This window comes from Salmonella sp. 32020114201800008SM (assembly GCF_017572025.1).
GTDB classification, from domain to species: Bacteria; Pseudomonadota; Gammaproteobacteria; order Enterobacterales; family Enterobacteriaceae; genus Salmonella; species Salmonella enterica.
Genome location: NZ_JAGEQM010000003.1, coordinates 301,745 through 327,213, shown reverse-complemented (window position 1 = coordinate 327,213; position 25,469 = coordinate 301,745). Strand labels below are relative to the sequence as shown.

Sequence of the window (25,469 nt, the reverse complement as noted above, 5' to 3'; positions counted from 1 at the left end):
TGTACTCCACATCGCTCAAGGTAAAGAGAAATGTTCCGCTACCGGGCCAAGCGCCAGGGCAGGAATAAACGTCAGCGCGCCGACCAGCAGTACCGTGCCGATGAGCAGTCCAATAAATAGCGCGCCGTGGGTCGCCAGCGTTCCCTGACTGGCCGGCTGTACTTTTTTACTGACCAGCGATCCGGCGATGGCCATGACAGGAATAATCACGCCGAAACGGCCGACGAACATGCAGAACGCCAGCAAACAGTTCCAGAAAGGCGAGTTAGCGCTCAGACCCGCAAAGGCGCTACCGTTATTGTTGGCGGCAGAGGAGACGGCATATAGCACTTCGCTAAAACCGTGCGGGCCAGGGTTCAGCATTGCGCTGCGTCCGGCATCCGTCATCATCGCCAGCGCTGAACCCAACAAGACCAGCATCGGCGTGACCAGAATCGCCAGTGCGGTCATTTTCATTTCGCGCACGTCGATTTTTTTCCCCAGATACTCCGGCGTGCGACCGATCATCAGCCCCGCGATAAACACCGCCAGCAGGACAAACAGCAACATGCCGTACAGCCCTGAACCGACGCCGCCAAAGACCACTTCGCCAATTTGCATCAGCCACATCGGCACCATACCGCCCAGAGCGGTAAACGAGTCGTGCATGGCATTTACCGCCCCGCAGGACGCCGCGGTCGTGACGACGGCAAACAGGCTGCTGGCCAGCACGCCAAAGCGTGTTTCTTTACCCTCCATGTTGACGCTACTGTCCGCGCCTGCCGCCAACAGATGTGGATTTCCCTGAACTTCCGCCCACATCACTACCGCTATGCAGACTACAAAAATGAATGACATTGCCCACAGTAGCGCGCGTCCCTGACGGCGATCGCCCGCCGCTTCGCCAAAGGCGAAACAGAGCGCGGCTGGAATCAAAAATATCGCCAGCATCTGCGCCAGATTAGTGAGCGCGGTGGGGTTTTCGAACGGATGCGAAGAGTTGGCGTTAAAGAAACCGCCGCCGTTGGTGCCAAGCATTTTGATCGCCTCCTGCGAAGCAACCGGACCCATCGGCAAAAGTTGTTTAGCGCCTTCAAGGGTGGTGATGGGCTGATAAGCCGACAGGTTTTGCAGTACGCCTTGTTGGATAAAAAACAGCGCGATAATTAACGCGACAGGAAATAATATCCATAGCGTAATGCGTACCAGATCCTGCCAGGCATTACCCAGCGTGTGCACATTCTGGCGCGTAAAGGCGCGGATAAGCGCAAAAACCACCGCAATCCCGGTCGCCGCCGACAGGAAATTTTGCACCGTCAGCCCGGCCATCTGGCTAAAGTAGCTCAGCGTGCTTTCGCCGCTGTAGGCTTGCCAGTTGGTATTGGTGACAAAGCTGACGGCGGTATTCAGCGCCAGATCCCAGGACAGCCCCGGTAGCCGCTGCGGATTTAAGGGCAGCCACTCCTGCCAGAATAGCAGGCAAAACAGGATGCCCAGTCCCAGCAGATTGAGCGTCAGTAGCGCCAGTAAATACTGACGCCAGTTCATTTCGTGGTCGGTAATGCCAAGAGTCCGCCAGAGGATACGCTCAACGCCAGCCACGCCCGGCAACGGAACGGCGGCGATGAGCCTTGCCAGGCCCGAACCCAACGGTTTCGCCAGTACCAATAAAATCAGTAAAAAACTGGCGATCAGTAAAAATCCTTGCGCGGCCATCAGAACGCCTCCGCATTAATCAGGGCATAGACCAGATAACCTAAAAGTAAGAAAACCAGCACGATGCCGGTTATCACGCCTGCACTCACAGAGCACCTCCAGTGGCATTGTTTTACTCCTGAGAAAGGTAATTTTTTGGCTGCAAAGATTTCGCAAAAATTGGCGGGCGGAGTGTAAAAAAAGTATAAAAATGGCAAAGACCATTATTTAACTAATGATTAGTATTAATTTAACCTTTTTGTAACTAATTTACGCTTTGAATGTAAATCTGCTGGAAAAGCGTGAAAATAAGTGGTCGGATGAGTAGTAAAATTACACCGAAAGCGGTACTATTTTAATCAGGTAACGAGGTTCAATTTTTCGGTGCTATTCACCGATTCAATCTATACCGGGGCGGATAGCGTCGGTATAAAGGGGGGAAACGTATGGAACACTATAAAGACTATCCAGCGCATGTCATTTTTGCACGTCGTGCTTTCGCGGTGACCGCAGGCGTGCTGGCGTTGCCGGTGATGCTCTTCTGGAAAGACCGCGCGCGTTTTTATAGTTATCTGCACCGTGTCTGGTCGAAAACCAGTGATAAACCGGTATGGATGGCGCAGGCTGAAAAAGCCACCTGCGACTTTTATTAATCGCGACCAGCCTGAAAAACCGTCAGCCGCCACGCTGGCGGTTTTTTTATGCGCCAGGGTCTACACTGTTTAACGCTATTCGCCGTGACGTTTCATCTTTCAGGAGTTGTATGCCCACCCATTTAGTCTGGTTCAGGCGCGATCTGCGTTTACAGGATAACCTTGCGCTGGCCGCCGCCTGCCGCGATGCATCCGCGCGGGTGCTGGCGCTTTATATTTCCACCCCCGCGCAGTGGCAGGCCCATGATATGGCGCCGCGGCAGGCGGCATTCATCAGCGCGCAGCTCAATGCGCTACAGACGGCCCTTGCAGAGAAAGGGATTCCGCTGCTGTTTCATGAAGTGGCGGATTTTAACGCCAGTATTGAGACGGTTAAAAACGTTTGCCGGCAGCATGACGTCAGCCATCTGTTTTATAACTATCAGTATGAGTTTAACGAGCGTCAGCGTGATGCGGCGGTGGAAAAAACGCTGCCATCTGTCATCTGCGAAGGCTTTGACGATAGCGTGATTCTTGCGCCCGGCGCGGTGATGACCGGCAATCATGAAATGTATAAAGTTTTTACGCCGTTTAAAAACGCCTGGTTGAAACGGCTAAAAGAGGATATTCCGCCGTGCGTTCCGGCCCCGAAGATCCGGGTGAGCGGCGCGCTTTCTACACCCTTAACGCCAGTCTCGCTTAACTACCCGCAACAGGCGTTTGACGCCGCGCTTTTCCCGGTGGAAGAAAACGCGGTCATCGCGCAGCTACGTCAGTTTTGCGCGCAGGGCGCAGACGGGTATGAGTCACGGCGGGATTTCCCTGCGGTCGACGGCACCAGTCGGCTTTCCGCCAGCCTGGCGACGGGCGGCCTGTCGCCGCGACAGTGCCTGCACCGATTACTGGCGGAGCAGCCGCAGGCGCTGGACGGCGGGCCGGGAAGCGTCTGGTTGAATGAGCTCATCTGGCGGGAATTTTACCGTCATTTAATGACCTGGTATCCGGCATTATGCAAACACCAGCCGTTTATCCGCTGGACAAAACGCGTCGCGTGGCAGGAAAACCCGCACTATTTTCAGGCATGGCAGAAAGGCGAAACCGGTTATCCCATTGTCGATGCGGCGATGCGCCAGCTTAATGCGACGGGCTGGATGCATAACCGTTTACGCATGATTACCGCCAGCTTTCTGGTAAAAGATCTGTTGATTGACTGGCGGTTGGGGGAGCGCTATTTCATGTCGCAGCTTATTGACGGCGATCTTGCCGCCAATAATGGCGGCTGGCAGTGGGCCGCCTCAACCGGTACTGACGCCGCGCCTTATTTTCGTATTTTTAATCCCACGACTCAGGGAGAGAGGTTCGATCGCGACGGCGAATTTATCCGCCAGTGGCTACCGGCATTACGCGATATCCCTGGAAAAGCGATTCACGAGCCGTGGCGGTGGGCGGAAAAAGCGGGAGTCGTGCTTGATTATCCTCGGCCTATTGTGGAGCACAAACAGGCGAGAATCGCAACGCTTTCCGCCTATGAGGCGGCGAGAAAAGGGGCGTGATACAGGCCCGGTAGCGCAAACTACCGGGCATTCTGCTATCAGGATTCGACGGCCAGCGCGCGGCTTTTGAATTTGAAGGACTGATACAGCCAAATCAGCAGGACAACCCCTACGCAGGCTAACGCGCCCCAGGTGATCTGTTCAAAAACATCCACATAGGCGTTGATGGCGTAATTAACCGCGCCGCTGGCGTCGAAGGCGCTTTGCGAGGTCTGGTCAGCGATGACGCCTGCCAGATAGTTAGCTATCGCGCCGGACAGCAGCATATAAATTCCGGTTAATACGCCGGTGACGCCGGGGATATCAATGCGCGTAATTTGCGACATGGCGACCGGGTCGATAAACAGCTCGGCAAAGCCCATCACCGCCAGTCCCAGCACCATTAGCGGCATTGAAGAGTGTCCGTAAGCGGCGGACCAGCGTGCGCTCAGGGTCAGAATACAGAATCCGGCGCTCATCAGACCGAGACCCAGCGCGAATTTGCCCCAGATACGCACGGTGCGATTACCGCTTACGCTCTCTTTAACCAGCCAGGCCAGGACGACCCCACACAGCATCACGGCAAAGGCGTTCACCGACTGGAACATGGCGGTAGGAACGGAATAGCCCAGAATATCGCGGTTCACAAAGCGGTCGATATACAGGCTGATAGAACTGCCGCCCTGCTGGGCAAACGCCCAGAACAGCATACTGAACAGGGTCAGGGTGACAATCAGCCCCAGTTCTTTGCGCTGTTTGGCCGTTTGCGCCTGACGATAAATTTTTGCCAGCACGACCAGGCCGATCGCGGTCGCCACGATTAAGGCATAGACAGACCATTCTTTCCAGAACAGAACGGTAATCAGCAACGGCGCCGCTACCAGCAAAATTAACAGCCAGCCCCAGTTCGGCAGCAGGTAGTTTCTGGCGCACAACACGGCTTTATTCACGCCGGTAGTGTGGGTGAAATGACGATTTCCACACAGGAAGATCACTAACCCCGCAAGCATACCAATGGCAGCGAGCGCAAAGCCCATCGCCCAACTGTACTCCTCTTGCACATAGCCGCAGGCGATAGGCGCCACGATCGAACCAATATTGCCCGCTGCGTAAAGCAGCGAGAACCCGCCGTCGCGGCGCGGATCTTCCGGCTGGTACAGTTCGCCCAGCAGGCAGCTAATATTCGATTTAAACAGGCCGTAGCCGCAGACAATGATCGCCAGCGACAGATAAAGGAATGTCGGCGCGATCTCACTGGCGCCCAGCACTAAATGACCTATAGCCATTAAAAATGCGCCCAGCATGACTGCCATTCGGTTGCCAAGCACCTTATCCGCCAGATAGCCGCCAAGAATCGGCGTTACGTAGACCAGCGAACAATAAGCGCTGAATAACTCATAGGCGTGGTTATCGTCGTATTTTAGCTGATTGGTGAGATAAAGAATCAGTAGGGCGCGCATACCATAAAAGCTGAAGTACTCCCAAATTTGCAGGGCGACAACGTAGTAAATAGCGCGGGGTTGAGATGCTTGTTTATTCATCGTATTTCCGGGATAGATGCACTGCGGCAAGAAAGCGGGCATCTCAGATAATGCCTTTCTTTGTGGGCTTATTAAGCCTGCCGCATCGCCGTGTTTCCTTAAAGTTACCAACATGATACAGAACTGATTTTTTCTGCAATATGCGTTCTGATTGCATAAATATACATGAAACCGATCGTGTTTTGCTAAGTAATTTGCGCCAAACCCGGGGGTGATTGTTTCTTGATGTGTCAAACAAATGTTTATCGACGAACGGCTAACGGGAGGCTATGTTAACGGAGGCTGAACCCGTAACGGGAAAGTAGAACGTGGGTTAAAGGGAGCGATGATGAAAAACACCGAGCTGGAACAACTGATTAACGACAAGCTGAACAGTGCGGCAATAAGCGATTATGCGCCGAATGGTTTACAGGTCGAAGGAAAAGAGACGGTACAGAAAATCGTTACCGGCGTGACCGCAAGTCAGGCGCTGCTCGATGAGGCGGTGCGTTTGCAGGCCGATGCGGTCATTGTTCATCATGGTTACTTCTGGAAAGGCGAGTCTCCGGTTATTCGCGGTATGAAACGCCGTCGCTTAAAAACGTTACTGGCAAATGATATTAACCTTTACGGTTGGCATCTGCCGCTGGATGCGCACCCTGAGCTGGGCAACAATGCGCAGTTGGCGGCGCTATTAGGCATTACCGTGAAAGGAGAAATTGAGCCGCTGGTGCCGTGGGGAGAGCTCTCAATGCCGGTGCCGGGGCTGGAACTGGCCTCATGGATTGAAGCGCGTCTGGGGCGTAAACCGCTATGGTGCGGCGATACCGGGCCAGAGAATGTGCAGCGTGTCGCCTGGTGTACCGGCGGCGGGCAAAGTTTTATTGATAGCGCCGCCCGCTTCGGCGTGGATGCTTTTATTACCGGCGAGGTGTCTGAACAGACCATTCATTCCGCGCGCGAACAGGGGCTGCATTTTTATGCCGCCGGGCACCATGCCACTGAACGCGGCGGTATTCGCGCCCTGAGCGAATGGTTGAACGAAAACACGGCGTTGGATGTGACGTTTATTGATATCCCTAACCCGGCATAACTGAGAGGTAATAAAGTGCAGCGAGCGCGTTGTTATCTGTTAGGCGAAACGGCGGTCGTCCTGGAACTTGAACCGCCGATTACGCTGGCGAGCCAGAAACGCATCTGGCGTCTGACGCAGCGTCTGGTCGATATGCCGAACGTGGTGGAAGCCATTCCCGGGATGAACAATATCACCGTGATCTTGCGGGAACCGCAAACCCTGGCGCTGGATGCGATTGAGCGTCTGCAGCGCTGGTGGGAAGAGAGCGAGGCGCTGGAGCCGGACTCGCGTTCGGTTGAGATCCCGGTGATCTATGGCGGCGCAGGCGGGCCGGATCTGGCGGCGGTGGCACGGCACAGCGGTTTGAGTGAAAAGCAGGTCGTGGAGCTATATGCCTCCGTTGAGTATGTCGTCTGGTTTTTAGGCTTTCAGCCTGGCTTTCCCTATCTTGGGAATTTACCAGAACCGCTCCATATGCCCAGACGCGCGGAGCCGCGCCTGCAGGTTCCGGCCGGTTCTGTCGGCATCGGCGGCGCGCAGACGGGTATTTATCCATTATCCACGCCGGGCGGCTGGCAGCTGATCGGCCTCACGCCGTTGAAGTTATTCGATCCGATGCGGGAGCCCCCGGTTCTGCTACGCCCTGGCGACAGCGTACGCTTTGTGCCGCAAAAGGAGGGAATATGCTGAATATTATTCGCGCGGGGATTTATACCTCCGTGCAGGATAGCGGGCGTCACGGCTTTCGTCAGTCGGGGCTGAGTCACTGTGGCGCGCTGGATAAACCCGCCTTTCAGACCGCTAATCTCCTGGTCGGGAACGATGCGAATGCCCCGGCGCTGGAAATCACTCTCGGCCAACTGGTTGTCGAATTTGAAAATGAGACCTGGTTCGCTCTTACCGGCGCAGGCTGCGAGGCGCAGTTGGATGATCAACCGGTCTGGACCGGCTGGCGATTGCCGGTAAAAGCGGGTCAGCGTCTTACGCTGCATCGACCGCTTCACGGGATGCGTAGCTATCTGGCGGTGGCGGGCGGTATTGCTGTGCCGGAGGTGATGGGATCGTGTAGTACCGATCTGAAGTCCGGCATCGGTGGGCTGGAAGGACGGCTGCTAAAAGATGGCGATCGGCTGGCGACGGGTAAACCATCGCGACAGTTTAGCGGGCCGCAGGGCGTGAAGCAGTTACTGTGGGGGAATCGCATCCGTGCGCTACCGGGGCCGGAATACCGTGAGTTCGATCGCGCCTCGCAAGAAGCGTTCTGGCGTTCGCCGTGGCAGCTCAGTCCGCAAAGTAATCGCATGGGCTATCGTTTGCAGGGACAATCGTTAACGCGGACAACGGATCGCGAACTGCTGTCGCACGGTTTGCTGCCCGGTGTCGTGCAGGTGCCTTACAACGGCCAACCTATTGTGTTAATGAATGATGCCCAGACAACTGGCGGCTATCCGCGCATTGCCTGCATCATCGAGGCAGATATGTACCATCTGGCGCAGATCCCGCTAGGACAACCGATCCATTTTGTGCAATGTTCGCTGGAGGAGGCGCTCAACGCGCGCCGCGAGCGTCGGCGCTATCTGGAACAGCTTACCTGGCGACTTCAGTATGAACATTGATTTAAATGCGGATTTGGGCGAAGGTTGCGCCAGCGACAGCGAATTATTAACGCTGGTCTCCTCCGCCAATATCGCCTGTGGTTTTCACGCCGGTGATGCGCAAACCATGCTGACCTGTGTGCGCGAGGCGCTGAAAAACGGCGTGGCGATCGGCGCGCATCCCAGCTTTCCGGATCGGGATAATTTTGGGCGGACGGCGATGGTTTTGCCGCCGGAAACGGTATACGCCCAGACGCTGTACCAAATCGGCGCGCTGGGGGCGATTGTCCAGGCGCAAGGCGGCGTGATGCGCCATGTCAAACCGCACGGTATGCTCTATAACCAGGCGGCGAAAGATCCTCATCTGGCACAGGCGATTGCGAAAGCGGTACACGACTATGATCCGTCACTGATACTGGTTGGACTGGCGGGAAGTGAGCTGATCCGGGCCGGTGAGCGCCATCGCCTGGTGACGCGGCAGGAGGTGTTTGCCGATCGCGGCTATCAGGCCGACGGTAGCCTGGTGCCGCGCACGCAACCTGGCGCGCTGATTCACGACGAAGAGCAGGCGCTGGCGCAAACGCTGGATATGGTACAAGCCGGGAGAGTGAAAAGCGTTACTGGCGTGTGGACGACTGTCACGGCGCAAACGGTGTGCATTCATGGCGACGGCGAGTATGCGCTTGCATTCGCACGCAGGCTACGCGCCGCGTTCAATGCGCGTAATATACACGTTATTGCCTGAGAGCCCGACGATTGAAGCTATTATATTACGGCTGCTAAAAATTATCGTGTTCTGTTCTCTTAATGTCAGGAAGAGGGATTTATTCAATACTATATAAATCCCCTTATAATATATTATTTTAAAAATAACCAAGTGATGCTGTAATAGCCAGTATGATGAGCTTATTGCTGTTAGCAGCAGAGTTTTTGAAAATCATTATGATATTGTTAGCTATCGCCATCTAATCAAACCTCCGGGGCGGGTAAACTACCTGACTCTTTATTACCCCTTTCTGATTGATTTACCTCACGATAGCCTCATTTTTAGCATTTATATTCCTCATCATGACGACTTATCAGGAGATTGAAGCCAGATTGATTCGCTGTTTCACTATCACGTCATGGATAGCGTGCCAGATTGCCAGCTATATGGATTTTAAGCTGTTTACGCATAGCAACTTTTTTAGCGAAAATTAAACTCATCTGATCAGTGATTTTTTAGTATATTACTCATTTTGTTATGATGGATTTGTTTTGTGAAAAGAAAATATCTTACGCAAGAAGAGATTGAAAAACTGCTGTCAGCGACCGACAGAATGCCCTTCCCGGAAAGAAACCGCTGCTTAATCCTGATGGCGTTTATTCACGGCTTCCGGGCCAGTGAGCTGCTGGGGCTGCGCTTGTCGGATATTGATCTTGCAGGAAGACAGCTTTATATCCGGCGCCTCAAAAATGGCTTTTCAACGTGTCACCCCCTCCTTCCCGATGAGTATAACGTACTGAAAAGCTGGCTCAGGGCCAGGAAGTATCTTGAGAAAGGGGCTGACGGAGACTGGCTGTTCCTGTCGCTACGACGGCATCCGCTCAGCAGGCAACAATTTTTTTACATACTTCGTGAGGCAGGGCGGTTGGCCGAATTAACGATAGCGCCACATCCTCATATGCTGCGACATGCCTGCGGCTACGCCCTTGCTGATAAAGGGATTGATACACGACTCATACAGGACTATCTGGGGCACAGGAATATCCAGCACACCGTAAGATACACCGCAAGTAACGCCGGGCGTTTTCATGGAATATGGCGAAAAAAACGTCGAGTATAACCGTACGTTCTGATTCAAAAAGTTAAGTCCGCTTCGCGCTTTCATCATCCTCTCAGATTTACCCCTTCCACACAAGAGTCATGCAATCGTAATCTCTTGCTTATTAAGGAGTTATCCATATAACAATAAAAAAACTAAGGGAAAATTCACCTGGTCCAACCAGCACTATGCTGTATCCATTTTTGTCCTGCCTGCACAAAATGTTAATTTTAAGTATTAAAAAAACGTATTAAATAATATTTAATGCTGATTAATTATCATATCAAAGAATTAAATCCTTTATTTTACTTTTTGAATCATATTGTTAAATCACAGAGAAATCTGTTCAGGGAAAGCTGATTTACATAATCAACATATAAATCAATAGATTACTGTGTTTTCTATTTGTCATTTTGTACTCCGCACAGGGCAGAATTACCCTGCGGCAGGAGCATTTACTACCAGGGGGACTGACGGCCTGTGCAGCCGAAAAGCAGAACCGGACAGGGTGTCAGAGTGCTGTGTTTAGATAGGGCCAGACGTCATTTTTCATACAGACATGGAATGGCTCCCGGTCCACGAAAGGGTGCGGACATGTTGTTTCCACAACACGAAGCTGCCGTTGCTGGTGCAGTGCCGGGTCGGCAATGGCCAGAGGAGAACAATCTGATGACGCAAGAATATGCGGAAATATCCACCGGAAGGGGGGGCACCAGTAAGTGCCGGTACAGTATGGGGGCGAAAATATTTTTGCTCCTGCTGGCGGTCTCCACCGTCGCAGCGTTGTTCAGCCTGTATCAGGTTCTGACGTACTGATATGCAGACGTTAACCAGAGTACTGCCGCCTCTCCGGCTGATTATGTTTTGTCAGTCAGGCGAAAATCCTGCGCAGTTTCCGGATACCGGTGGCCTTTGCGTGGAGGACTGCGTTCGTCTCAGGACACCAGAAGGGCTGCTGGATCGGTTGCGTCGGTGGCCCGGCGCGATGGTGATATCCGCCGGACGGCCATCAACCCAGCTTCTGCTGTGGCAACAGGTTTTTCAGCGTTATCCGCGGACAGTGGTTTTTTGCAGCAGTAACGCGTTTTTACCGGTTGACGTCAGCGTGGAAGGTTACTTCCGCCATCTGAGGCTGATTAAACGCGCCATGTCGGTAAGGGTTCTGGCCAGAATGGCTGAGCTTGCCATATGGTCATCACTACAGACATCGCCTTACGAGGAGGAGATGAAAAGCGCGTTGAGCGTGCCGGAGCTGGTGATGGAGATAAACAGCCGCACGCTGGTCAGGTTACTGTCAGAGCGTCTGCCAAAACAGGGACGGCGGGTGCTGGGATTACTGTTGTCAGGCTGTAGCCCGGAAATGACGGCCCGTATGCTGGGAACCGGCGTGAGGCAGGTCTGGCTCGCGGAGCAGACGCTGAAACAACGCTGGGATATCCCGACAGGAGTACCGCTATCTGATGCGGTAAGAATAAGGATACCGGACGTCGGTCCGGACATCAGTCAACAGAGTGGGTTGGTAAAAACTGGGGCCGGTAACGCACCGGATTTATGCTGACAGCATATTTACATCATGCCGCGCGGTATTCAGACCCATAATGTTGCGTTCTGAATGAGTTATCTTCACAAAATAAATATGGCAATCATCGTTGTCCGGAAATACCGCATAACGTGTGACATTAATGAATCTGTAATCAGTGCGAGGGTTTACGCGCTGTGGCGGTAGCGTGGAATTATCTGGATGCGTTGAGTAAATTTCACTTTACCCTTCTGATATAAATGAAAATGGTTCTGGATAAACTATCTAATATTATCTGTGTCTGCGAACAGAGTGACAAAAATAATGCAACGTAAAAAGATACTAATTGTAGGTGCGGGCCTTTCAGGCGCAGTAATAGCACGCCAGTTAGCCGAGCAGGGACATGTAGTCAATATTATTGATCAACGTTCGCATATCGGTGGTAACGCTTATGATGCCCGAGATGAGCACACGGGTATTATGGTGCACGTTTATGGTCCTCATATTTTTCATACTGATAATGAAACTGTATGGAATTATGTAAATAAATACGCTGAGATGATGCCTTATATCAATAAGGTTAAGGCCACAGTAAATGGTCAGGTATTTTCTCTACCTATCAATCTTCATACCATCAATCAATTTTTTGGTGTCGCCTGCTCACCTGATGACGCCAGGAAATTACTGCTTCAAAAATGTGATAGCACCATTCTGGAACCACAAAATTTTGAGCAACAGGCCTTGCGTTTCATTGGTAAAGAGTTATATGAAGCCTTTTTTAAAGGTTATACCATTAAACAATGGGGGCTTCATCCTTCCGCGTTACCCGCTTCTGTATTGAAACGTATCCCTGTTCGTTTTAATTATGATGATAACTATTTCAATCATAAGTTTCAGGGAATACCAAAATTTGGTTATACACAAATGGTCAAGTCCATTGTCGAACACGAAAATATCGCTGTTGAACTATGTCGCTCCTTCACTCAGGAAATGCGGACAAATTATGATCATGTTTTTTTCAGTGGCGCGCTGGATGCCTTTTACTCCTGTCAATATGGCCGACTGGAATATCGTACATTAGACTTTAAAAAAATAATTTGCCAGAGTGATTATCAAGGATGCGCAGTAATGAATTATTGTTCAATAGATACTCCTTATACTCGGATTACTGAGCACAAATATTTTTCTCCGTGGGAGAGACATGAAGCTTCAATATGTTATCAAGAATATAGTCGGGAATGTGAAGCTGGTGATATACCCTACTATCCTGTTCGCAGGGCAGATAAAATGGATTTACTGAATAAATATCTGTCGCGGGCTAAAAAAGAAAAAAATATTACTTTCATTGGTCGTCTTGGCACTTATCGTTATCTCGATATGGACATCACGATAGCTGAAGCATTACAGACGGCGGACGTATACTTAACGTCGCTATATGAACAAAAAGAAATGCCAGCTTTTACAGTTACCGTTTGATGAAGTGTACAGCGCTAATCGTAACTTTTAATCGTCTTGAAAAATTAAAAAAAAGTGTGCGAGAGACTGTTAAGGCGGGTTTTTCCTCTATTGTTATCGTTAATAATGGCTCAAGCGACGGTACCAGGGAATGGCTTTCTTCATTAAGTGAACCTGGCATCACGATACTTAATCTTAAAGATAATCTTGGTGGTGCTGGCGGATTTAAAGTAGGTAGTCAATATATATGCTCATATAGTAATGCCGATTGGGTATTTTTCTATGATGATGATGCTTACCCGGAAATTAATATTTTAAAGCATTTCTCGTTATTAGATACATCAAGTTACCGTATATTTGCGTCGCGAGTTCAGGACACCTATGGGCGGTCTTGTCGGATGAATTTGCCTTTCATTAGGGTCCCATCTACGGTGTTTGAGACTATTTATTATGCGATGCGCCCAGAGAGGTTTTCTCCAGTAAGAACTCAGGTTACTGATGTTCAAACTGTGTCATTCGTTGGTATGATTATTGATCGAAAGGTATTGAATAACCATCTTAACGATATCCATGATGAACTTTTCCTTTATTATGATGATTTTTTCTTTGGTTATAAGCTAGTATTGTCCGGGCAGAAAATTCGTTACTCCCCAGAAATTAAATTTATTCATGATATCTCTATTCATGGAAGGTGTATCTGCCCCGAATGGAAAGTATATTATCTTTGTAGAAATTTGTTGCTGCTGAGAAAACTTTTACCCGTTCCCAGGATATTCAGTGTTCTTTCTATAGTATTACGCCTCTCTAAATATCTCGCCATATTACCATGGCAGCGTAAGAAATTTCGTTATCTATATTTTATCTGGCAGGGAATACTTCATGGACTTAAAGGTATTAGTGGGAAATATCATTAGCAGGACGAAGAGATGAAAAGGTTATGTTATTTTGTGAATTCAGACTGGTACTTTGATTTACACTGGACAGAACGTGCGATAGCGGCAAGGGATGCGGGTTATGAAATTCATATCATAAGTCATTTTATTGGTGAAGAGATTATAAAAAAATTCAAAACGCTTGGTTTTATTTGTCACAATGTGTCTCTTGTTGCTCAGTCATTTAATATGTTTGTTTTTTTTAGAGCATTCCTTAACGCTCGGAAAATTATTAAGGAGATTAATCCTGACTTATTGCATTGTATTACGCTCAAACCTTGCCTGATTGGTGGAGTTAGCGCCAGAAGAAGTAATAGTCCAGTTGTTATCAGCTTTGTCGGACTTGGTCGAATCTTTTTATATAATACCGTGCCAATGAGAATATTGCGTGCGTTAACCGTTTTGGTTTACAAATATATTGCCGGTAATAAGCGTGGTGTTTTTATTTTTGAACATGATAAAGATCGACGAAAAATATCGCATTTAGTAGGTATTGATTATCATAAAACTATCGTTATCGAAGGTGCTGGAATTAACCCGGATATTTATAAATTCTCTATAGAGAAAAAACATGAGATACCGATAGTCCTTTTTGCAAGCCGAATGTTATGGAGTAAAGGTCTTGGCGATCTCATTGAAGCAAAAAAGATCCTCAGACAAAAAAATATTCATTTTGTTTTAAATGTTGCAGGTATATTGGCCGAGGACGATAAAGATGCTATCCCTTTGGAGCTCATTCATCACTGGCATAATGAAGGACTAATTAACTGGCTGGGACGCTCTTCGAATGTATATGAGCTTATTCAGAAATCGAATATCGTTGCATTACCATCTATTTATCCGGAAGGAGTACCACGGCTTTTATTAGAGGCATCATCTGTAGGACGTGCATGTATTGCTTATGATACCGGCGGATGTGATAGCTTAATTATTCATAACTATAATGGGTTGATCGTGAAAAGTAATTCAGCTCAGGAGTTAGCGGTAGAATTAGAGTATTTGTTAAAAAATCCACAGATTCGCTTAGAGATGGGGGCGAATGGAAGAAAACGTGTAAAGGAATTGTTTTCCAGCATATTAGTCATTAATAAGACATTGCAAATTTATAAAGACACTATTGGTTGCTAACACCATAAAGTGCTTATGAAGTAGGTCAGTGTTTAGATAAATAGTATGTAAATATTATAGAAAATAAATAAGTTATATTTTCATATCGTTAAAGAATAAGTTCTTCAGGTAAAGGTGACACGGAAACAATGAATGATTTGAAAGAAGCTCTGGCCAGGCACCAACTTTGGATTTCGCTAGGTTGGAATGATGTCCTGGGACGATATCGGCGATCGGTGTTAGGGCCTTTTTGGATAACGATTTCGATGGGGGTCACCATATCAGCAATGGGACCTCTTTACGGTTCGCTGTTCAGTTCTGGTTCCGAAAATTTTATCATGCATCTTACTTTAGGTATGATCTTTTGGGCCTTTCTATCAGCAACTATTAATGAATCATGTGGAATATTTAATGAGTCCGCATCAATTATTAAACAGTCTGACCTTCCGCTATATTTATATATATTACGTGTTTTCTATCGGCAGTTTATGATTATGTTGCATAATTTTATCATTATACCTTTCGTGATTTTTTTTACCAATACATCGGTAAATCTTGATATTCTCCTTTTTATACCTGCAATTGTAATAACATCCATCTCATTAATTTCTACAGGTATGATTCTCGCCATTTTTTGCACAAGATATCGTGATATGGGACCGGTTGTTCAAAGTGTGGTAACGTTGTGTTTTTTTATAACTCCCATCATTTGGACATCGGAACAATTACCAAAGGGAAGAAAGGAATTTGTTGATTATAATATTTTTTATTACTTTATGGAGATGCTCAGGAAACCATTAATGGGAACTGTACCAGATGTAACTATATGGTTTTACACAATAATAACCTCTATTATTATGTTGATGGTCTCAACCTTAGTGTTGACTAAATATCGCTCAAGAATCGTATACTGGTTATAATTAATGAAAATCTCTTGCAAAAACGTTGGCGTAATACTCCCTATATTTAACTCCAGCCACCGTTCATTTAAAAAAACTTTTCTACAGGCTGCTTCAGGTGGACGAATTGGCTCATCGAATACCGGGATTATTGAAGTAGAGGCATTAAAAAAAATTGATTTTACGCTTACCGAAGGTAACCGTCTTGCGCTTATCGGACACAATGGTTCGGGCAAAACCACTCTTCTGAGAGTACTTGCAGGGGCCTATAAACCAACTTCAGGGAAGTATGAATGTATCGGTCGAGTCACCAGCCTCATTGATCCCATGATGGGAATGGATGGTGAGCTTACAGGCCTGGAAAATATAAAACTGAGGGGACTATTTCTCGGTCTGTCAAAAAATGAAATAAAAAATATTACAGAAGATGTCATCGAGTTCAGCGAGTTAGGTGATTTTATTAAAATCCCCGTTAGAACGTATTCTAGTGGTATGGTTCTGAGGCTTGGTTTTTCTATTTCTACTGCAATTAATCCTGAAATTTTACTGATGGATGAATGGATGAGCGTGGGTGATAGTGATTTTAAAAGAAAAGCAGAGATGAGATTAAATAGCTTTATCTCTAAAGCGGGCATTATGGTAATGGCCACTCACGATGATGAACTGGCTAAATCTGTATGTAATAAGTTCATCAGGCTTGAGCACGGTGAGATAGTTAGCAAAGGCGGATTTTAATATTCTTATTGCAGTATTTATATCACTACGCGGTGAGTAATTTACTATTTTATAATAGCGTTACCCCAGATAATATAAATTTATAGGTTCGTTATGTATTTTTTACTTCAAAAAGTAATTTTACCAAACATTGATCTATGCACGGAAGAGCAGCTTTATTTCAGAACTCAGGGCGGGAAGTATAACTATACCTCACGTAACTTACTTGTTCCGCGTCATAAGGTTGCATATTTTGATACTTTTTTTAATGCATTCTCAATTAAGAAATGGAAAAAATATACAACCTTAACATCACTTTTTTTGCGGGTTAATATAATTGGTCGCGGAACTATAACTGTAAGGCATAAAGAGAATGGTGTCATTAGAGTATTAAAGCAAATTGATTTTAACTCGTCATGTAATATTAGTGATGAGATTGAAATTGATATATCAAAAATAAATTTTGGATATATCTATGTGGAGTGGCAATCAGACGAAGACTCTGTTTTAAATGGATTTGAATTTCTGACTAAAGATCATGTTAGTAAATCATCTATGGCTTTAGTTATAACAACTTATAATAGAAAAGAAGCTGTTACTAAAACAATCAATAGAATTAATAAAACACTCTTAACCCAGAGCGAATTTAAAGATCGTTTTAAATTGATTGTCGTTAATAATGGCGAGGCGATTAATCACCCGTCAGGAAACGGCATTATGGTTATCAATAATGAAAACCTCGGTGGGTCAGGCGGGTTTATGAGAGGTTTGATAGAGGCAGGGAAAATCAACGATATCAAACATGTCATATTTATGGATGACGACGGCTCATGTGAAATTGAATCGATTTGTCGAACTCATGCTTTTTTACTGATGGCTAAAGACAAAAATACAGTTGTTACTGGCTGTATGCTTTTTGAAGATAACCCGGCAATCATACATGAATCTGGTGCCATATGGCATAGAGATTTTTTACATTACCCGGATAAACATTATCTGGATGCTCGGGAAATAGATTCTTTAGATACTTTTGATAATGAAAGAAAAATAGGCTACGGTGGATGGTGGTTTTTTGCCTTTAATATTAACGCTATTGAATATTACTCATTTCCTTTCTTTGTTCGTGGTGATGACCTGCTATTTGGATATATGCATAAAAAACATAATATTGTCACACTTAATGGTGTGGCTTCGTGGCAAATGGATTTTGAAAGAAAAATATCGGTTCTAAATAGCTATTTGAACTTCAGGACTGTTGCTGTACCTGCATTAATTAGTAAAAGAAAGTTTGCTGCACTACTGTTAAGTGTTTTCTTTGTGCGGGAAGTCTTTCTTGCGAGTTTTTCATGCCGCTATGAACTTGCCAGAGCAATGATTATGTCATATAACGATTGTCTTTCTGGACGGGAGTTTTGGGAAGATAATGTAGATCTTCTGGAGATAAGAAAAAGAATTAATGCAATAACTCATAATGAAAAATTCAATGTAGAAGGTATTGATATTGTTAATGGTTGTGTTGATTACCCATGTTCTGGTAAAGAAAAAGCCATCTACAAATTTTTTAGATGCATAACCCTTAATGGACACTTAATTCCAGCTTTCTTTTTAATTAAAAAACCAATCGTGGTTGATTATCGTCATTATCACCCTACTAAGTTTTCATTCCGGAGAATTACTATCTATCATTTAAATATAGAAAATGGCAAATTATTAAAACTTACCCACTCAAAAATGGAGTTTTTTAAAGTTATTATTAATGGTTTGTTTACGGCAGTCAAAAATTTTTATCGGTTTAAATCTGCAAAAAAAGAGATGAAAAATAGTTTGCCCTATCTTACCTCAAAGCTCTTTTGGTATAAAAAATTCAATAAAAAATCTGAAGATAAATATTAAACATGATGTAAGTGGTGTTGATGAGAATTATACCGATTTTTTAATTATATGACTATGATAATCTTAGGTATGGTTCTGTTGCTACACCTTATCTGGTGTCAGTCTAATAAAATATTATAATCCTTACCCAATGTCAGCATTTATTCATAGGGTGTTAATTTTTATATATACCGTAAAACGCGAAATCAGAATATGGAAAAGAGTCTTTTAGTTATTGTCCGACATAAACCCGGGCGTACTCGTCTATTAATGCGGGCCTTGCAATCCATTAATGACCAGACGTTCAAAAAAATAAATATCATCATTTTCTGCATGGAGGAAGAATTGAAATGTCACAATGTGGATGATTTTTATCTGAAAGAACTGTCAAATATATATAGTGTTATCTACGACGAAAGCTGTATCTTTAATGCTATTAAGATGTCTGAATCTAATTATTTATGCTTTATGGATGATGACGATTCTTGGGCCCCTGAATATGTGTCAAGGCTACTCAGTGTTTTGGCGAATATACAGTCAACGTATTCATCTGTAAATGCAATAGCATGCCATACAAATAAAGTTGCTGAGATTGCGGAAAATAATAGAATAATTATAAATTCAACGCAACCATGGAACCACTATTTAAATGCTGGCCCTGTTAGTTTTGATGTTATTTATTACAGGAATTCTATTCCACTTTCCTCGTGTTTATTCGATAAAAATTCTGTTATCGATATGATTGAAAGTCATAAATTATCCTCTCCTGCATTTTTCTGGCCTTTTTTTATTCATTACCTTGCAGAAAATGATGTTTGGATCTTACCTGAAGCACTGGCATTTTATCATTTCAGAGAAAATGATGACTTTGAATTTGGCAATTATACCGTAATTAACAATGAGTTATTTGATATAGAATGCAAAATTGCAGAAAATAAAATGATGAGAAGTATTGATGACTCATCATTGCTCAATGTGTTACTTTCAAATATTGCTAACAATAGTCTTTTTCATAAAATCTCTTATATTGAAAATAAGATTAAATAAAATATGGATATGAACTTTAAAAAATACAAGACCGTAAGCTTTGATATCTTTGATACATTGGTTAGCCGGAGGGTTTACCGTCCCAGAGATTTGTTTTCATTGATGCAATCAACTTTAGCAACTGAGAACTTTTTTATATCAGCGTGCGAGATTGATATTATTGATAATTTTCCAGAGATAAGAGTTCAGGCGGAAGTAAGTGCCAGAGAGAATAGGGTCAGGCGTTTTGGCGGCGAGCCGGAAGTACTCATATCTGAAATATACGATGAAATTTTAAAAAAGCATCCGCAGCTTTCACCAGCGACAGTAGAAAAGATAATCGATCTGGAAATACAAATGGAGAAGATTGTTTTATATAAAAATTCGCGTGGAAGCTGTTTGTTTGAAAAGGCTATTAGTGATGGTTGCAAAGTTATTTTAATTAGTGATATGTACCTTCCATCAGCAATATTAAAGGAGTTGTTAACATCATGTGGCTATGATATCAGTAACATTCCAGTTTATTCATCTGGTGAAGAGCGGCACTCTAAAAATAGTGGCAAGTTGTTTTCAATAGTCAAGAAAAATGAAAATGTAGATATTGCATCGTGGATGCATGTTGGCGACAATGTTCATGCAGATATTCTGAACGCTAAAAAACTCGGTATAAATACTCTCCATGCTGATTGGTCGGAGTATAATCATGGGGTATCTAATCATTGGAAAGCTAAAGATATTATTGGTGAATCTATTTGTAAGGCTTTATTACTTAAACAAGTTTCTGCTTTCCATCAAAATGATCCTTTAAACGAGATAGGATTTAAAGTATTTGGTCCGTTATTATTAGGTTATGTATCCTGGTTAGCGAATCAGTTAAAGATTCATAAAATTGATAAAGCGCTTTTTTTAGCACGCGATGCTCACTTAATCTATAAAATTTATAATGAATACTTTTCAGAAGAACATGTAAAATGTGAATATTTATATATATCCCGCGCATCAGCTTATATGGTGGGGATGACTGATTGGCCGATGCACAGGATTTGGCATCTTTTTGGTGGTAAGAATAAGAAAAGTATTAAAAAGATACTTGCTATCGCGGGGTTAGATGCGAGTGAGCATATTTCAGATATACATCATGTTGGTTTTCCTGACGAGGAGTATATTCCTGTTTCAGGAGAGGAACATAAGGTTCACTGGCTTATAAATAAATTATTTCCATATATTTTATTAAAAAATACTCAGCACAGGGAAGTTTACGCTGATTACTTTAAAACGGCCTGTGAAGGTTATAAAAATATAGCACTTATCGATGTAGGATGGATGGGTAATATTCAATCAGTATTTGCTCGTTCTTTAGGTGCGCAATGGGCAGAAAAACAAATACATGGGTTTTATTTGGCAACTTTTGCTGGCGCCAATGATAACCGATCTATTTATAATAAGATGTTTGGTTGGCTAACCAACTATGGCCATCCCAACGATAAGTGTGATCTTTTCTTATCAGGAGGAGTGGAAATAATGGAGTTCGCTATGGCTGACAATACTGGGTCAACAATTGGCTATAAAAAAACGGATAATGGAATAATTCCTGTACGTGAAGATAGCAGTGGTTCTGAAATTGAGTATTTAAAAAAAGCAGCAAGATTGCAATCAGGGATTATTTCTTTTTTTGAGTACGTCAAACCGCTCATACAAAAAGGAAATTATGCAGCACTTAGTAGTGTTGTATTGTCAGAACCTTTTTTTGAATTGATAGCCAGACCCTCAAGCGCTCAACTGGACGCCTTATCTTCCCTCACACATTCAGAGTCCGCGGGATCTAACGCAGAAAGAATCGTGCTAGCCAAGAAACTGCCTTTAAAGGATAAACTTTTTCCCGGAGAAAATTATATCAAAGAGTTGAATGCCAGTTATTGGAAAGAAGGCTTTAAAAGGATCAACAGAAAAAAATTTTGGGCAAAATATAACTAAGCGTCATTTAATTCCGGTAGGCAGACAATCATTATTGGGCGCTCGCCCGACAAGGGCTGAGTCGATTATGCCCTGGCGCGATCATGTTAACCCTGACGGGGAAGTGGTCTCGTGCTGCGATAATGTTATTATCACTGGATACCACCGCCTGTTTGTCCATCCGCTGTGGATATTCATTATGGCGTTCGATGTGCATTCCAGACAGTCAGAGGCGGAGTAGTCCATTAATCAACTGTTAACAAAGGATATTATCATGCCTGAAGGCCCGGAAATTCGTCGTGCGGCGGATAATCTGGAGGCGGCAATCAAAGGCAAACCCTTAACCGATGTCTGGTTTGCCTTTGCACAGTTAAAACCGTATGAATCGCAGCTTACCAGTCAAATTGTTACCCGGATAGAGACGCGGGGAAAAGCGTTATTGACCCACTTTTCAAATGGCCTGACGCTCTACAGCCACAACCAACTCTATGGCGTATGGCGGGTGATCGATACTGGTGAAATACCGCAGACCACGCGTATATTGCGCGTCAGGCTACAAACGGCGGATAAAACTATTCTGCTTTATAGCGCGTCTGATATCGAAATGCTGACAGCAGAGCAGCTCACGACGCACCCTTTTTTACAGCGAGTCGGTCCGGATGTGTTGGACGCGCGTCTTACTCCGGAAGAGGTTAAAGCTCGATTGCTGTCGCCGCGTTTTCGCAACCGACAATTTTCCGGACTGTTGCTGGATCAGGCCTTTCTGGCGGGATTGGGGAATTATCTGCGCGTTGAAATCCTCTGGCAGGTAGGGTTAACCGGACAGCATAAAGCGAAAGATCTCAACGAGGCGCAACTGAATGCGCTTTCTCACGCGCTGTTGGATATTCCGCGCCTGTCCTACACGACTCGCGGTCAGGCGGATGAGAACAAGCATCATGGCGCACTGTTTCGCTTTAAGGTTTTCCACCGTGACGGCGAAGTGTGCGAGCGGTGCGGCGGCATTATTGAAAAGACAACACTGTCCTCACGCCCGTTTTACTGGTGCCCGCATTGCCAGAAATAGCCGGAACCGCCATCGGCGAGCGGCTATTGCCTGATGGCGCGACGCTTATCAGCCCTACAAAGGTTGTTTGGGCGCATAGGTTGATATAAAACGGGCCACTGCTGGCCCAGTTAACAGAATGCTGAACAGCCGTAGGGTTTGCATTGCCATGATGAGCGCCATATCGGCACTGCTTCCTGCCGCGATCGCGGCAACCGTATCCAGACCACCGGGACTGGTGGCAAGATAAGCCGTCATAAAATCAATCTGCATGTAGTAAGCCATTCCCCACGCCATCGCGGCGCAAATCGCCATCAGCGCGAAAATTGACAATAAGATTTGCGGCAATGGCCGCAGCGCCATAAAAAACACCTGTCTGTCAAAACCCAGCCCAATACGCCAGCCTATCGCCATATATGCCACGGCCAGCAGCCATTCGGGTAATTCAATCTCAATGATGCCTTGCGAATGGAGAAACGCGCCTGCCAACATGGGGAGCAGCATCGTGCCGGAAGGGATACGCATCAGGCGACCGGCAATGCCCGCCACGATCGCTAATAACAGCGTCGTCAATAAATTACCGCTAAGCGGCGGAAACCAGACCACCTGTTGGCTGACCGTTGCCGCGCTGTCGCCGAGTATCAGGCGTGTCACCAGCACCGCCGCGCCAGCCACAAACAGTACCCGTAGATACTGCATAAACGCCACCAGGCGGATATCCGCCCCGTAATCTTGCGCCATCGCTACCATTGCCGCCGCGCCGCCCGGCGAAGACCCCCATGCGCCGGTGTTGCCGGGCAGCGAGCTGTAACGTACCAGCAGCCAGCCGACTATCGCGCTGGAAAGCAGCGTCACCAGCAACACTAAAAGCACGACCGGCCAGTAGAGGGCGAGGGTGATCAATATCGAACCGGTTAGATTTTGGGCGATCATACAGCCGAGAATCGCCTGCGCGGCGAGAAAAATACCGCGCGGAAGTTGTAGCGTACTACCTCGCAAACTCAACACGATACCCGCAATCATTGGACCGAGCAGCATCGCCGCCGGAAGGTGCAGATAGAGAAAAATAAGGGAAATGAGCAGCGATAACAGGAACAACAAAAACCACTGCAGAATCGGCATTCCATGCTCCCTGAATGATATTTAGCGAAACCTTAATTAATCATAGAGAGTAACGGGGTAAGAATAAAATAATGAGGATAAGAAAAAAGGGAAAATGTACCGGATGGCGAGGGTTGCGTCGCCATCCGGTTGTCAATTAACGCTTCAGCGCCGATTTAAAATCGCGTTTATCGTAGCCGGTATACAGCTGACGAGGACGGGCGATTTTCATGCCGTCAGTGTGCATTTCATTCCAGTGTGCAATCCAGCCAACGGTACGCGCCATGGCGAAGATCACGGTGAACATCGAAGATGGAATGCCCATCGCTTTCAGAATGATGCCGGAGTAGAAGTCTACGTTCGGGTACAGTTTCTTCTCGATGAAGTACGGGTCGTTGAGCGCAATGTGCTCAAGCTCCATCGCCACTTCCAGCAGATCGTCTTTGGTGCCCAGCTCTTTCAGCACTTCGTGGCAGGTTTCACGCATCACGGTGGCGCGCGGATCGTAGTTTTTGTAAACACGGTGACCGAAGCCCATCAGGCGGAAAGAATCATTCTTGTCTTTCGCACGGCGAACAAATTCCGGAATGTGTTTAACAGAGCTGATTTCTTCCAGCATTTTCAGCGCGGCTTCGTTGGCGCCGCCGTGCGCGGGTCCCCACAGGGAGGCGATCCCGGCGGCAATGCAGGCGAATGGGTTGGCGCCGCTTGAACCTGCGGTACGTACCGTTGACGTTGAGGCGTTCTGCTCATGGTCAGCGTGCAGGATCAGAATACGGTCCATCGCGCGCTCTAGTACCGGATTCACTTCATAGGTTTCACACGGCGTGGAGAACATCATGTTCAGGAAGTTACCGGCGTAGGAAAGGTCGTTGCGCGGATAAACAAACGGCTGACCGATTGAATATTTGTAACACATCGCCGCCATGGTCGGCATTTTGGACAGCAGGCGGAACGCCGCGATTTCACGGTGGCGCGGATTGTTCACATCCAGCGAGTCGTGGTAGAACGCTGCCAGCGCGCCAGTGATCCCGCACATTACCGCCATCGGATGTGAGTCGCGACGGAAAGCATGGAACAGGCGAGTGATTTGCTCATGGATCATCGTATGGCGGGTGACTGTCGTTCTGAACTCGTCATACTCTTCCTGCGTCGGTTTTTCGCCGTACAGCAGGATGTAACAGACTTCCAGATAGTTGGAATCGGTAGCAAGCTGGTCAATCGGGAAACCGCGATGCAACAAAATGCCTTCGTCGCCGTCGATGAAGGTGATTTTAGATTCGCAGGATGCGGTAGAGGTGAAACCAGGGTCAAAAGTAAAAATTCCTTTTGAACCGAGACTACGAATATCAATAACATCTTGACCGAGTGTACCTTTTAGCACATCCAGTTCAATAGCAGTGTCACCAGTAAGGGTGATTTTTGCCTTTGTATCAGCCATTTACGGTCTCCTTAGCGCCTTATTGCTTAAGACTGCCGGAACTCAGACTTGCCTTCTACACGTCATCTTCCTCGTCGTTAGTGCAGGGAAGATTCTGTGTATGCATCAATCAACCGTTACCAGTTTGTTATTTGGCTCGCCGCTCTGTGAAAGAGGGGATGACCTGGGTACAGAGCAATGGGCGCTTGCAGGTAACGGCTTGATTAATTTCGAATTAGCAGCAAATCAGGAACGTAGCAATCCGAGTAATGTAACCTGTCTATCACTAATAACTGTCCTGAAAGAATGGGTCAATATCATTGTACTGTTGCATAACTTATTAACAGGTGAAAGAGTGACCCCATAACTTTTACGCATTATATGCTTTTTCTGGTGTTGTTTGTAACAATTTTGTTTAATGTTTGTCAAATCAGATGATTGAAAATTAAAAAAATGTTGTTATCGTGACCTGTGTCACTGTTCAGGATAAAACCCGACAAACTATATGTAGGTTAATTGTAATGATTTTGTGAACGTCCTATACTGCCGCCAGGTCTCCGGAATACCCTGCAATCCCGAGCCACCCAGCGTTG

General features: G+C 46.2%; 26 protein-coding genes. 21 read left to right on the top strand and 5 right to left on the bottom strand.

Annotated elements, in window-relative coordinates; all coding sequences use genetic code 11:
• Positions 1–15: 15 nt before the first annotated feature.
• Both kdpA and kdpF read right to left on the bottom strand, forming a co-directional pair.
• The gene (kdpA, locus tag J4613_RS10910; RefSeq protein WP_079899337.1) at positions 16–1,695 is read right to left on the bottom strand and encodes a potassium-transporting ATPase subunit KdpA; all 1,680 of its coding nucleotides are present in this window, start codon (positions 1,693–1,695) and stop codon (positions 16–18) included.
• Positions 1,695–1,784, bottom strand: coding sequence for a K(+)-transporting ATPase subunit F (kdpF, locus tag J4613_RS10905; protein ID WP_001670793.1), 90 nt, complete (start codon positions 1,782–1,784; stop codon positions 1,695–1,697). The genes kdpA and kdpF overlap by 1 nt, the downstream gene beginning before the upstream one ends.
• Before the next feature lie 336 nt (positions 1,785–2,120).
• Here kdpF and J4613_RS10900 point away from each other — a divergent pair, with 336 nt between their 5' ends.
• Both J4613_RS10900 and phrB read left to right on the top strand, forming a co-directional pair.
• Complete coding sequence (locus J4613_RS10900) at positions 2,121–2,327, top strand: YbfA family protein (protein WP_000401435.1); 207 nt, start codon at positions 2,121–2,123, stop codon at positions 2,325–2,327.
• A gap of 110 nt (positions 2,328–2,437) precedes the next feature.
• Complete coding sequence (gene phrB, locus J4613_RS10895) at positions 2,438–3,859, top strand: deoxyribodipyrimidine photo-lyase (protein ID WP_001142022.1); 1,422 nt, start codon at positions 2,438–2,440, stop codon at positions 3,857–3,859.
• 38 nt (positions 3,860–3,897) lie between these two features.
• Here the strand turns inward: phrB and J4613_RS10890 are convergent, their stop codons facing one another.
• Complete coding sequence (locus tag J4613_RS10890; protein WP_001041123.1) at positions 3,898–5,379, bottom strand: MFS transporter; 1,482 nt, start codon at positions 5,377–5,379, stop codon at positions 3,898–3,900.
• 328 nt (positions 5,380–5,707) lie between these two features.
• Here J4613_RS10890 and ybgI point away from each other — a divergent pair, with 328 nt between their 5' ends.
• The 18 genes from ybgI to nei all read left to right on the top strand — a co-directional run bounded on the left by ybgI (position 5,708) and on the right by nei (position 22,376).
• On the top strand, positions 5,708–6,451 hold the full coding sequence (gene ybgI / locus J4613_RS10885) for a radiation resistance protein YbgI (protein ID WP_000798844.1): 744 nt from the start codon (positions 5,708–5,710) through the stop codon (positions 6,449–6,451).
• 15 nt (positions 6,452–6,466) lie between these two features.
• The gene (pxpB, locus tag J4613_RS10880) at positions 6,467–7,123 is read left to right on the top strand and encodes a 5-oxoprolinase subunit PxpB (protein WP_111742404.1); all 657 of its coding nucleotides are present in this window, start codon (positions 6,467–6,469) and stop codon (positions 7,121–7,123) included.
• Entirely contained in the window at positions 7,117–8,049 is a 933-nt protein-coding gene (gene pxpC / locus J4613_RS10875) for a 5-oxoprolinase subunit PxpC (RefSeq protein ID WP_111742403.1), read from the top strand. The genes pxpB and pxpC overlap by 7 nt, the downstream gene beginning before the upstream one ends.
• On the top strand, positions 8,039–8,773 hold the full coding sequence (gene pxpA, locus J4613_RS10870; protein ID WP_001017911.1) for a 5-oxoprolinase subunit PxpA: 735 nt from the start codon (positions 8,039–8,041) through the stop codon (positions 8,771–8,773). The genes pxpC and pxpA overlap by 11 nt, the downstream gene beginning before the upstream one ends.
• A gap of 323 nt (positions 8,774–9,096) precedes the next feature.
• The gene (locus J4613_RS10865; protein ID WP_001521652.1) at positions 9,097–9,228 is read left to right on the top strand and encodes a hypothetical protein; all 132 of its coding nucleotides are present in this window, start codon (positions 9,097–9,099) and stop codon (positions 9,226–9,228) included.
• Between the two features lie 59 nt (positions 9,229–9,287).
• The gene (locus tag J4613_RS10860) at positions 9,288–9,854 is read left to right on the top strand and encodes a tyrosine-type DNA invertase (RefSeq protein WP_000824704.1); all 567 of its coding nucleotides are present in this window, start codon (positions 9,288–9,290) and stop codon (positions 9,852–9,854) included.
• A 459-nt stretch (positions 9,855–10,313) separates the two neighbouring features.
• Positions 10,314–10,649 (top strand): hypothetical protein, encoded by a 336-nt coding sequence (locus J4613_RS10855; protein WP_001182680.1) that lies wholly within the window; start codon positions 10,314–10,316, stop codon positions 10,647–10,649.
• Position 10,650: 1 nt separating this feature from the next.
• Complete coding sequence (locus tag J4613_RS10850) at positions 10,651–11,391, top strand: hypothetical protein (protein ID WP_001194237.1); 741 nt, start codon at positions 10,651–10,653, stop codon at positions 11,389–11,391.
• Positions 11,392–11,676: 285 nt separating this feature from the next.
• Positions 11,677–12,828, top strand: coding sequence for a UDP-galactopyranose mutase (gene glf, locus J4613_RS10845; RefSeq protein WP_001524621.1), 1,152 nt, complete (start codon positions 11,677–11,679; stop codon positions 12,826–12,828).
• Entirely contained in the window at positions 12,825–13,721 is an 897-nt protein-coding gene (locus J4613_RS10840; RefSeq protein WP_000973922.1) for a glycosyltransferase, read from the top strand. The genes glf and J4613_RS10840 overlap by 4 nt, the downstream gene beginning before the upstream one ends.
• A 12-nt stretch (positions 13,722–13,733) precedes the next feature.
• Positions 13,734–14,867 (top strand): glycosyltransferase family 4 protein, encoded by a 1,134-nt coding sequence (locus J4613_RS10835; protein WP_064239923.1) that lies wholly within the window; start codon positions 13,734–13,736, stop codon positions 14,865–14,867.
• Positions 14,868–14,995: 128 nt separating this feature from the next.
• Entirely contained in the window at positions 14,996–15,766 is a 771-nt protein-coding gene (locus tag J4613_RS10830) for an ABC transporter permease (protein WP_000998823.1), read from the top strand.
• A 3-nt stretch (positions 15,767–15,769) separates the two neighbouring features.
• Entirely contained in the window at positions 15,770–16,480 is a 711-nt protein-coding gene (locus J4613_RS10825; protein WP_000702849.1) for an ABC transporter ATP-binding protein, read from the top strand.
• A 93-nt stretch (positions 16,481–16,573) separates the two neighbouring features.
• Positions 16,574–18,352 carry a glycosyltransferase gene (locus tag J4613_RS10820; protein ID WP_000273746.1) on the top strand — a complete coding sequence of 593 codons (1,779 nt, stop codon included), beginning with the start codon at positions 16,574–16,576 and terminating at the stop codon, positions 18,350–18,352.
• A gap of 192 nt (positions 18,353–18,544) precedes the next feature.
• Positions 18,545–19,378, top strand: a complete 834-nt coding sequence (locus J4613_RS10815; protein WP_001667936.1) for a glycosyltransferase family A protein — start codon at positions 18,545–18,547, stop codon at positions 19,376–19,378.
• Positions 19,379–19,435: 57 nt separating this feature from the next.
• Positions 19,436–21,331 (top strand): glycosyl transferase, encoded by a 1,896-nt coding sequence (locus J4613_RS10810; RefSeq protein ID WP_080222552.1) that lies wholly within the window; start codon positions 19,436–19,438, stop codon positions 21,329–21,331.
• Positions 21,332–21,398: 67 nt separating this feature from the next.
• Positions 21,399–21,551, top strand: coding sequence for a hypothetical protein (locus tag J4613_RS10805; RefSeq protein ID WP_079958602.1), 153 nt, complete (start codon positions 21,399–21,401; stop codon positions 21,549–21,551).
• Between the two features lie 33 nt (positions 21,552–21,584).
• On the top strand, positions 21,585–22,376 hold the full coding sequence (gene nei / locus J4613_RS10800) for an endonuclease VIII (RefSeq protein ID WP_079951129.1): 792 nt from the start codon (positions 21,585–21,587) through the stop codon (positions 22,374–22,376).
• Positions 22,377–22,430: 54 nt separating this feature from the next.
• Here nei and J4613_RS10795 read toward each other — a convergent pair whose 3' ends face one another.
• Positions 22,431–23,477: an AbrB family transcriptional regulator gene (locus J4613_RS10795; protein WP_079951128.1), complete on the bottom strand. Its 1,047-nt coding sequence runs from the start codon at positions 23,475–23,477 to the stop codon at positions 22,431–22,433.
• 136 nt (positions 23,478–23,613) lie between these two features.
• Positions 23,614–24,897, bottom strand: coding sequence for a citrate synthase (locus tag J4613_RS10790; RefSeq protein ID WP_000785808.1), 1,284 nt, complete (start codon positions 24,895–24,897; stop codon positions 23,614–23,616).
• Between the two features lie 100 nt (positions 24,898–24,997).
• Here J4613_RS10790 and J4613_RS10785 point away from each other — a divergent pair, with 100 nt between their 5' ends.
• On the top strand, positions 24,998–25,243 hold the full coding sequence (locus J4613_RS10785) for a hypothetical protein (RefSeq protein ID WP_001539488.1): 246 nt from the start codon (positions 24,998–25,000) through the stop codon (positions 25,241–25,243).
• The last annotated feature ends 226 nt before the right edge of the window (positions 25,244–25,469 follow it).